We start from the raw sequence: 8389 nt of genomic DNA on the forward strand, positions 1-8389 counted from the left end.
GGAACGGACAACGGCGTCCGTTCCCGCCCGGCCGTACGTCTGTGCCCGGCGATACGTCTGTGCCCGGCCGTACGTCTGCGCGCCGCCGGCGCACCGGCCGGTGTGGCGGCGGCCACGTGTGTAGCTGGCCCGGCCCGGCCCGGCCGCCTGCCAAGCTGGACCGCATGACCAACCGCAGAAACCCGCTCGTCGCCGTGGCCGTGCTGATCCTGGCGGTCCTGGCCGGGGCCGGGTACCTCCTCGCCAACCAGGGGAGCGGCCACCCCAAGGCCGCCGCGAGCGCCACCGCGACCGCGGCCGCCGGTGCCACGACGTCCGGGGCCACGGCGCCCAAGCCCTCGGCCCCCAAGCCGAGCCCGCCCGCCGGGGGCGCCGGCACCACCCCCGCCGCGGCCGGCACCTGGGTCCCGACCGACCCGGCCATGGCCGACGTCTGCCGCACCAAGCTCCCCAGCCAGGCCCAGGACACCCTCGGCCTGATCGCCAAGGGCGGTCCCTACCCGTACAACCGCGACGGCATCGTCTTCGAGAACCGCGAGAGCCGCCTCCCCAAGAAGTCCGGCGGCTACTACCACGAGTACACCGTGGTCACCCCGGGTTCCAACGACCGCGGCACCCGCCGGGTGGTGACCGGCGACGCCGGCGAGCAGTACTGGTCCGCCGACCACTACGCCACCTTCCAGGAGATCGACTCCCGCTGCTGAGCGGGGCCTCGGCAGCCTTCGCCGCGCGCCCGCTCCTCACCGCGCCCGGCGCCAGGTGATGCGGGGGTGGGGGGCGTGCGGGCCGGTGGTGACCAGGGCGGTCAGCTCGTGGAGCACCGGGGCCGGGTCGCGGCGGAGCTGGGTCGGGGTGGCGCGGACCACCGGGAGGCCGGCGGCGGTGAGGCGGTTGGCGCGGGCGAGGCCCCGTTCGTGCTCGGCGGGGCGCAGGTGCCAGGCGCGGGAGTCGATCTCCAGGGCCACGCAGGCGTGCGGCCAGTAGGCGTCCGGGACGGCGAGGAAGCGGCCGTCCAGGAAGAGCACCGGGTTCCACAGCGGCTCCGGCAGCCCCGCGTGCGCCAGCAGTTCGCGGGCCTCGCCCTCCACCACCGACCGCACCCCGACCGTCAGGTCCTCCACCACCCTGGCCACCCGGGGCAGTCCGAGCGCACCCGGGCGGGACAGCAACTGGTCGAGCAGCTCGCCGAGTTCGCAGTGCCGCCGCTGGACGGCCTCCGCGCACAGCGCCCGGAACCGGCGCTGCCCGGTCTCCCCCGGCGCGAGGTCGGCCAGCGCCCGGGCGACCGTGGTGCTCCACAGTCCGTCGTCCCGCTCGAAGCCGCCCGGCATCGCCCCGGAGGCCCGGTGGATCCGGACGAACTCCCTGTCTCCGACCCGCCGTTGACCTGGGATCAGGATGTCCACCGCGTTCAGGTCGGACGGGTGCCCGGCGCTCGGCAGCCCGGCTTCGGCCAGCACCGCGAAACCGGTCAGCAGCACCTCCCCGGCTCGCGGGTCGCGGCCCTTCGGTGTCGCGTACGCCAGCGCGGCCCGCAGTTTCTGATGGAACGTCAACCGGCCGTTCTGGAGGCAGATCACCCGGGGCAGGACCTGCTGCCAGGGCCCGCCCGGCCGCAGCCGGTGGGCGATGGTGCCGGAGGGCACCCCGAGCCGGCGCAGCTGGGCCCGGGTGGCGATGTGCTGCTGGTCGGCGCCGAGCAGGGCGACCGGGTCGAGGGGGTTCGCGCGGGTCATGCCCCGGTGCCTGCCCGCCGGAATCGGAGGTATGCGAAACATCCCCCGTCGGTGGGGCCGTCGGCCACGGGTGTTGACGGGACGGCGGTCAAACCGCTGAGCTGGAGGGCATATGACCATTCCATCCACGCACACCGGCCCCGCGCTGGACTCCCTCAACGGCCTCTCCGTGGGCGACGCCCTCGGGGCCCAGATGTTCGTCCCCGAGACCGCCCGGGCCCACCTCGCCGCCCGCACCGAACCGCCGACCCCCTGGCCCTGGACCGACGACACCGAGATGGCGTGCTCGGTCCACGCCGCCCACACCGAGCGCGGCGCGATCGACACCTTCGACCTCACCCACGCCTTCGCCCTCCGCCACGACTTCGACCGCGGCTACGGCCCGGCCGCCAACCGGCTGCTCCGGCTGGTCCGCGAGGGCGGCGACGCCCGGCGGCTGGCCGCCGAACTCTTCGACGGCCAGGGCTCGTACGGCAACGGCGCCGCGATGCGGGTCGCCCCGCTGGGGGCGGCGTTCGGCGAGGACCCGGCCGCCGTCGTCCGGCCGGCCGCCGACACCGCCGCCATCACCCACACCCACCCGCAGGCCGTGGACGGCGCGATCGCGGTCGCGGTGGCGGCCGCGTACGCGGTGCGGGCGCGGACGGAGGCGATGACGCCGGACGCCTTCCTGGCGGCGGTGGCCGACCTCACCCCGAACGGGGCGGTCAGGGACGGTCTCGAGGAGGCCCGCGGGCTGCTCGCCCGGCCGGACTTCCGGCTCGCCGCGCAGGTGCTCGGCAACGGCAGCCGGACCTCCGCCGTCGACACCGTCCCGTACGCCCTGTGGTGCGCCGCCCGGAACCTGGCCGACTACCGCACCGCCGTGTGGGAGGCGGTCGCGGCCGGCGGCGACATGGACACCGTCGCGGCGATCACCGGCGGGGTGGTCGCCGCGCACACCGGCACCGGAGGCATCCCGCGGGCCTGGCTGGCCGCCCGGGAGCCGCTGCCCGCGTGGGCGTTCCCGGCGCCGGGCGGCGTCCGCGCGGCCAGCGAGCCGCACCTGACGCCGATCGGCCTGCCCCGCCCGCACCCGGTGCCTGACCTGCTCTGGTCGGACGCCGACTGGGAGCGGATCAGGCGCGGCCCGCGGGCCCGGGACGCGGACGAGCGCTGGGTCACCGTGGTCTCCGAGGGCGTGCTGCACCTGCACCGCGGCGTGGGCGGCGCGGAGGTCTACCGGGTCCGGGTGGCCCGGGTGCGGGGCGGCTGGCGGCCGGTGGAGGCGCTGGTCGAGGCGCACCCGGGACGCCACCGGGCCTGGGACGACCGCACGACCCTGCCGGTCGTCCTGGGGCGTCTCTGACGATTCCCGCCGGGTGCGCGGCCGATGGTCGGACGCGCCCCGGCCCGGTGGGCCTCGGCTACGGGCCGCTCCGGGCCGGCCTCAGACCGTGATCATCAGCTGCCCGGCGCCGCTGCCGCCCTGTCTAAGGCACTCCTGGTTGATCGCCGGATCCGGGGCGCTCGGCGAGGTGGCGGCGGCGATCCGCAGCTCGATGATGTCCCGGACGGCCGGCCACTCGTCGTCGAGGATCGAGTAGAACGCCGTGGAGCGCACCACCCCGTCCAGCCCGCGCGAGTGCGCCCGGCGGACGCCCTCGGAGGTCGCGCCGAGCCGCTCGATGGCGGCGCGCGAGCGCATGTTGCGGGCGTCCGCGCGCATCGAGATCCGCTGGACGCCCCAGGTCTCGAAGGCGTGGCGCAGCATCAGCAGCTTGGCCTCGGTGTTGATGCCGGTGCCCTGGGCGCGCGGCGAGAGCCAGCTGTTGCCGATCTCGGCCGCGTCCGGGACGGCCGTGGCCGGATCGCCGAACGGGACGCCGGGCACGGGCGGCCACACCATCGGGCCCTGCCAGTAGTCGAGTTCCAGGAAGCGGGTGGAGCCGACGACCCGGCCGTCGGCGACGTTCACCGTCGCGAACGGCAGCGACCGTCCCGCGGCCTGGTCGGCGAGCGCCCGCGCGACATAGTCGCGGGCGGCTTCCAGGCCGTGCGGGACGGGGGTGAAGGCGTAGGTCGTACGGTCCTCGGCGCCGGCCTCGGCGATGGCCTCGGCATGGTGCGCGGCGAGGGGCTCCAGCCGCACGGTGCGGCCGGTGAGGGTGACAGGTACGGGCACGGAACCTTCTGTCCTTCATCGGTCGGAGGGAGCCTCCCGCGCCGGGGTACGGCACGGGGTGCGCTGGACTGGGTACGCCTGGGCCCGGGTCCGTCCGCTGGGTACCCGCGCACGCCGGAGGTCCGGTCGAACGGGGCGGGGGCGGCGGCCCGGAACGGGCGGCGCGGGGGTGCCGGAACGGACACGGGTCCTCGGACCGGTCCGGCGGGAACAGCGAGGGGACAGTGTGCGTCCGCGAAATGGCCGAAGAGGGAACGAGAGCGCGAAGGGAAGCGGGCGGCCAGGTGAAGGCAAGATGCGTCGTGGGGGCTGGCCGAGCAACGGACCGGGACGTGGCCGACGGCGTTACGGACGACGTGGCGACGACGCGACGATGCGAGGCAGCGAGAGGACGATACCCGCCAGAAGGCGGTGCGTCACTTCGCGGCACGCGAATGGCCGCGCGGGCCGTTCCGGGGCCCTGCGGACGGGCCTCTCGCGGGGGCGTCGCCAGGGCCGTGACCAGGGGCTCTTCGGTCGGGTGCGATCATGGTCCGGAGCGGTCGGCCGAGGCCGTCGGGCGCGCCCCCGGGGCGCCGTCGGACGGGCCCCGGAGCGGTCGTGGAGCGGCTCCGGAACGGCCCCGGCGCGGTCCCGTGGACGTGTCCGTCCGGGGAGCGGGGGCAGGACGGGGGCCGGGGCGGGAATTCCGGCGGTGCCCGGCACGCTGCAGAGGACGAGAAGCCGGTCGACCGGAACGAGCAGGGAACGGGGTTGGGTGCGCGGTGCGTGACTTCCAGGCGTTGTACGAGCTGGATCAGCAGGGCGTGGCCGCCGTTGCCGCGGCCAACGAGCAGTTGCGCGACACCGGTGCCGGCCTCGTGCTGCTGCAGCACTTCGAGGGCTTCATGGACGCCGGGGAGGCCGGCGGCCAGGTGGTGGCCCACCTGCTGGAGACGGGCTCGCCGCAGGTGGTGGCCCGCTTCGACCACGACCGTCTGGTGGACTACCGGGCCCGCCGCCCGGCGATGGTCTTCGACCACGACCACTGGACGTCATACGACCCGCCGGAGATCCTCCTCCAGCTCGTCCACGACGCCGCCGGCGCGCCGTTCCTGCTGCTCACCGGCCCCGAGCCGGACGTCGAGTGGGAGCGCTTCGCGCGCGCCGTCCGCGCGCTGGTGGAGCGCTTCGAGGTCCGGCTCTCGATCGACTTCCACGGCATCCCGATGGGCGTGCCGCACACCCGCCCGGTCGGCCTGACGCCGCACGGCAACCGGCTGGACCTCGCTCCGGGTTACCCGCAGTGGTTCGAGCAGGCGCAGGTGCCGGGCAGCGCCCAGGCGCTGGTGGAGTACCGCCTGGCCGAGGCCGGGTGCGACGTCCTGGGCTTCGCGGTGCACGTCCCGCACTACGTGGCCCGCTCCGCCTACCCGGCGGCGGCCGTGCAGGTCCTGGAGGCGGTGCAGTCCGCCACCGGGCTGGTGCTGCCCGGCACCCGGCTGCGCGAGCAGGTCTCCGAGGTCTACGCCGACATCGAGGAGCAGCTGGCCCAGGGGGACGGCGAGTTGCGCTCGGCGATCCGCGGGATGGAGGGCCAGTACGACGCGGTGGCGGGCGCGGAGGGCCGGGAGAGCCTGCTGGCCGAGCCGGTGGACCTGCCCTCGGCGGACGAACTGGGGCGTCGCTTCGAGCAGTTCCTGGCCGAGCACGAGCGCGGCGCGGAGTAGTCGGCGCGGAGTGGTCGGCGCGGAGCGGCCGACGCGCACGCGGTTCGGAGCGCGGCGGTTCGGAGTGGGCCGGCCGCAGAGGGCGCGCGCAAGCGGTCGGAAGCCGGTGCCCGGACGGCCCCGGGGTCGGTTTCCGGCCGGTTCGGGCCCGCCGGAAGGCGATTCGGCCAGGGCGGGAGTCATCGGCCGCGACCGTTCGTTGGCCCCTGATGTGCCCGGGGGACGGGCCGCCGCAAGGAGCCGACCGTGACCCGTATCTCCGGGGGGAGACCATGCCGAGGACCGTACGCCCGACCATCGCCCTGACCGTCGGACTGGCCGCAGCGCTGCTGGCCGGCTGCACCGACAACACCGGTTCGGACAGCCGGGCGGGCGGCGCGGCGGGCGCGGCGTCCGACCGCGCGCAGGCCGGCGCGGCCGCGTCGCCGACCGCCGCCCCGCCGCCCACCGGCCCGTACGTCGCGCTCGGCGACTCGTACACCGCGGGGATGAAGATCTCCCCGCAGGTCGGCGAGCCGGGCGCCTGCTACCGCTCCGGGGCCAACTACCCGTCCCTGGTGGCGAAGGGGCTCTCGCTCGCCGCCGACCAGTTCAAGGACGTCAGCTGCAGCGGCGCCCGCACCGGGGACCTGACCGGCCCGCAGAAGGTCGCCGACGGCACCAACCCGGCCCAGCTGGACGCGCTCACCGCGGACACCCGGCTGGTCACCCTGGGGATCGGCGGCAACGACGCGGGCTTCATCGAGGTCGTGACGGAGTGCGCCAAGGCCAACCTGGTGGACATCGTCAAGGGCGTGATCACCGACAGCGCGGACCGGATCAGCGACTCGCCCTGCCGTGACCACTACGCCGCCGGCAGCGGCACCGACGAGGTCCAGCGCAAGGTGGACGCGGCCGGCGACCGGATCGGCCAGGTGCTCCAGGACGTCAAGAAGCGCTCCCCGAAGGCCAAGGTCTACGTGATCGGGTACCCGGGGCTGCTCCCGGCCGACCCGGCGAGCTGCCTGCCGGTGCTGGGCAACGCGGTGGCCGCCTCAGACCTGGCCTTCCTGGTGGAGAAGCAGCAGCAGCTCAACGGCATGCTCAAGAAGCGCGCGGACGCGGCCGGCGCGGTGTTCGTGGACCTCGCCGGGCCCTCGGCCGGGCACGACATGTGCGCGGGGGAGGACAAGCGCTGGGTGGAGCCGCCGCTCCCGGCCCAGGGGTCGGCGCCGATCCACCCCAACGCCAAGGGGCAGGAGGCGATGTCCGGGGTGGTACTGAAGGCCATCAAGGGCTGAGGACGCCCGCGCCGGGGCGGGGGGACGGTAGGGGGCGCGAGGGGTGCGCGGGCCGGGTGGGGCCGACCCACCGGCGCGGGCACCCGCGCGCCGCGCACCGTTCACGCCCCGGCCCGCACCCCTTCGTGCGCGGCACACCCCGCGTGTCGGGGGCGCGGCGTACCGTGAAGGACATATGGACGACACCACGCACCGCCTCGCCGCCCCGATCACGTACGACCACGCCGCCGAGGCCCGCTGGGTCCCCGAACCCGACAAGCGCCCGGGCCGCACGGCCTTCCAGCGCGACCGCGCCCGGGTGCTGCACTCGGCCGCGCTGCGCCGGCTGGCCGGCACCACCCAGGTGGTCGCCCCGATGCGCAGCGACTTCCCGCGCACCCGGCTCACCCACTCCCTCGAATGCGCCCAGGTAGGGCGGGAGTTGGGCGCCGCCCTGGGCTGCGACCCGGACCTCGTGGAGACGGCCTGCCTGGCCCACGACATCGGCCACCCGCCGTTCGGCCACACCGGCGAGGAGGCCCTCGACCAGGCCGCCGAGGCCTGCGGCGGCTTCGAGGGCAACGCCCAGTCGCTGCGCATCCTGACCCGGCTCGAACCCAAGCGCTTCGCGCCCCGGGAGGAGCAGCCCGCCGCCCGGCTCGCCCCCTGGCCGGGCCGCAGCGTCGGCCTCAACCTGAGCCGGGCCGCCCTCGACGCGGCCGGCAAGTACCCGTGGACCAAGGGCGCCCACCCCACCGACCCGGCCTCGTCCAAGTACGGCGTCTACGCCGACGACCTGCCGGTCTTCCGCTGGCTGCGGGCCGGCTCCCCGGCCGGGCGCAGGTGCTTCGAGGCCACCGTGATGGACTGGTCCGACGACGTGGCCTACTCCACCCACGACGTCGAGGACGGACTCCAGGCCGGCCACATCGACCCGGCCGTCCTGCGCGCCCCCGGTGAGCGCGCCGAACTCTTCAAGGTCGCCGAGCGCTACGCCCCGGACGCCGAGCCGGAGGAGCTGGCCGCCGCCCTGGACCGGCTGCTCGCCCAGGAGTGGTGGCCCCGCTCCTACGACGGCACCGCCCGGGCCCGGGCCGGCCTCAAGGACCTCACCAGCCAGCTGATCGGCCGCTTCTGCCTGGCCGCCGAGCAGGCCACCCGCGCCCGCTACGGCCCCGGCCGGCTCACCCGCTACGCCGCCGAGCTGGTGGTGCCGAGGGACGTCCGGCTGGAGTGCGCGGTGCTCAAGGCGGTCGCCGTCCGCTTCGTGATGCAGCGCGACGAGCAGGCCCAGCTGCGGGCCCGGCAGCGGATCGTGATCGCCGAGCTGGCGTACGTCCTCGCCCAGCGCGCCCCCGACGGGCTGGATCCGGTGTTCGCCGCCATGTACCGCGAGGCCGAGGACGACCGCGCCGCCCTGCGCACGGTCGTCGACCAGATCGCCACCCTCACGGACGCCTCCGCCCTGGCCCTGCACGCCAGACTCGTCGGCGCCGCCTGGGCGTAGCCGCGGGGGGCGGC

7 protein-coding genes are annotated in these 8389 nt (G+C 75.8%); 5 read left to right on the top strand and 2 right to left on the bottom strand.

The window, feature by feature from the left end:
• Positions 1-164 precede the first annotated feature (164 nt).
• Positions 165-704 carry a ribonuclease gene (locus ACFU6K_RS22265; protein ID WP_380665584.1) on the top strand — a complete coding sequence of 180 codons (540 nt, stop codon included), beginning with the start codon at positions 165-167 and terminating at the stop codon, positions 702-704.
• A gap of 36 nt (positions 705-740) precedes the next feature.
• On the opposite strand, the gene ACFU6K_RS22270 is transcribed toward ACFU6K_RS22265, so the two are convergent.
• A complete protein-coding gene (locus ACFU6K_RS22270) occupies positions 741-1736 on the bottom strand; it encodes a hypothetical protein (protein WP_380665586.1) in 996 nt (331 codons plus the stop codon).
• A 112-nt stretch (positions 1737-1848) separates the two neighbouring features.
• Between ACFU6K_RS22270 and ACFU6K_RS22275 the strand changes: the two genes are divergently transcribed.
• Entirely contained in the window at positions 1849-3084 is a 1236-nt protein-coding gene (locus ACFU6K_RS22275) for an ADP-ribosylglycohydrolase family protein (protein WP_380665588.1), read from the top strand.
• Between the two features lie 81 nt (positions 3085-3165).
• Here ACFU6K_RS22275 and ACFU6K_RS22280 read toward each other — a convergent pair whose 3' ends face one another.
• Complete coding sequence (locus ACFU6K_RS22280; protein WP_049650219.1) at positions 3166-3900, bottom strand: GNAT family N-acetyltransferase; 735 nt, start codon at positions 3898-3900, stop codon at positions 3166-3168.
• 764 nt (positions 3901-4664) lie between these two features.
• Here ACFU6K_RS22280 and ACFU6K_RS22285 point away from each other — a divergent pair.
• The 3 genes from ACFU6K_RS22285 to ACFU6K_RS22295 all read left to right on the top strand — a co-directional run bounded on the left by ACFU6K_RS22285 (position 4665) and on the right by ACFU6K_RS22295 (position 8375).
• A complete protein-coding gene (locus tag ACFU6K_RS22285) occupies positions 4665-5609 on the top strand; it encodes a PAC2 family protein (RefSeq protein ID WP_380665590.1) in 945 nt (314 codons plus the stop codon).
• Between the two features lie 272 nt (positions 5610-5881).
• Positions 5882-6889 (top strand): SGNH/GDSL hydrolase family protein, encoded by a 1008-nt coding sequence (locus ACFU6K_RS22290; protein WP_380665592.1) that lies wholly within the window; start codon positions 5882-5884, stop codon positions 6887-6889.
• 175 nt (positions 6890-7064) lie between these two features.
• On the top strand, positions 7065-8375 hold the full coding sequence (locus ACFU6K_RS22295; protein WP_380665594.1) for a deoxyguanosinetriphosphate triphosphohydrolase: 1311 nt from the start codon (positions 7065-7067) through the stop codon (positions 8373-8375).
• Positions 8376-8389: the final 14 nt, after the last annotated feature.

It is taken from the genome of Kitasatospora sp. NPDC057512 (genome assembly GCF_042802135.1).
GTDB lineage: Bacteria > Actinomycetota > Actinomycetes > Streptomycetales > Streptomycetaceae > Kitasatospora.

What these genes read in the sequence shown, in the direction of transcription:
- ACFU6K_RS22270 (WP_380665586.1), bottom strand. Translation starts at nt 1,736, where the DNA reads ATGACCCGCGCGAACCCCCTCGACCCGGTCGCCCTGCTCGGCGCCGAC.
- ACFU6K_RS22290 (WP_380665592.1), top strand. Translation starts at nt 5,882, where the DNA reads ATGCCGAGGACCGTACGCCCGACCATCGCCCTGACCGTCGGACTGGCC.
- ACFU6K_RS22295 (WP_380665594.1), top strand. Translation starts at nt 7,065, where the DNA reads ATGGACGACACCACGCACCGCCTCGCCGCCCCGATCACGTACGACCAC.
- ACFU6K_RS22265 (WP_380665584.1), top strand. Translation starts at nt 165, where the DNA reads ATGACCAACCGCAGAAACCCGCTCGTCGCCGTGGCCGTGCTGATCCTG.
- ACFU6K_RS22275 (WP_380665588.1), top strand. Translation starts at nt 1,849, where the DNA reads ATGACCATTCCATCCACGCACACCGGCCCCGCGCTGGACTCCCTCAAC.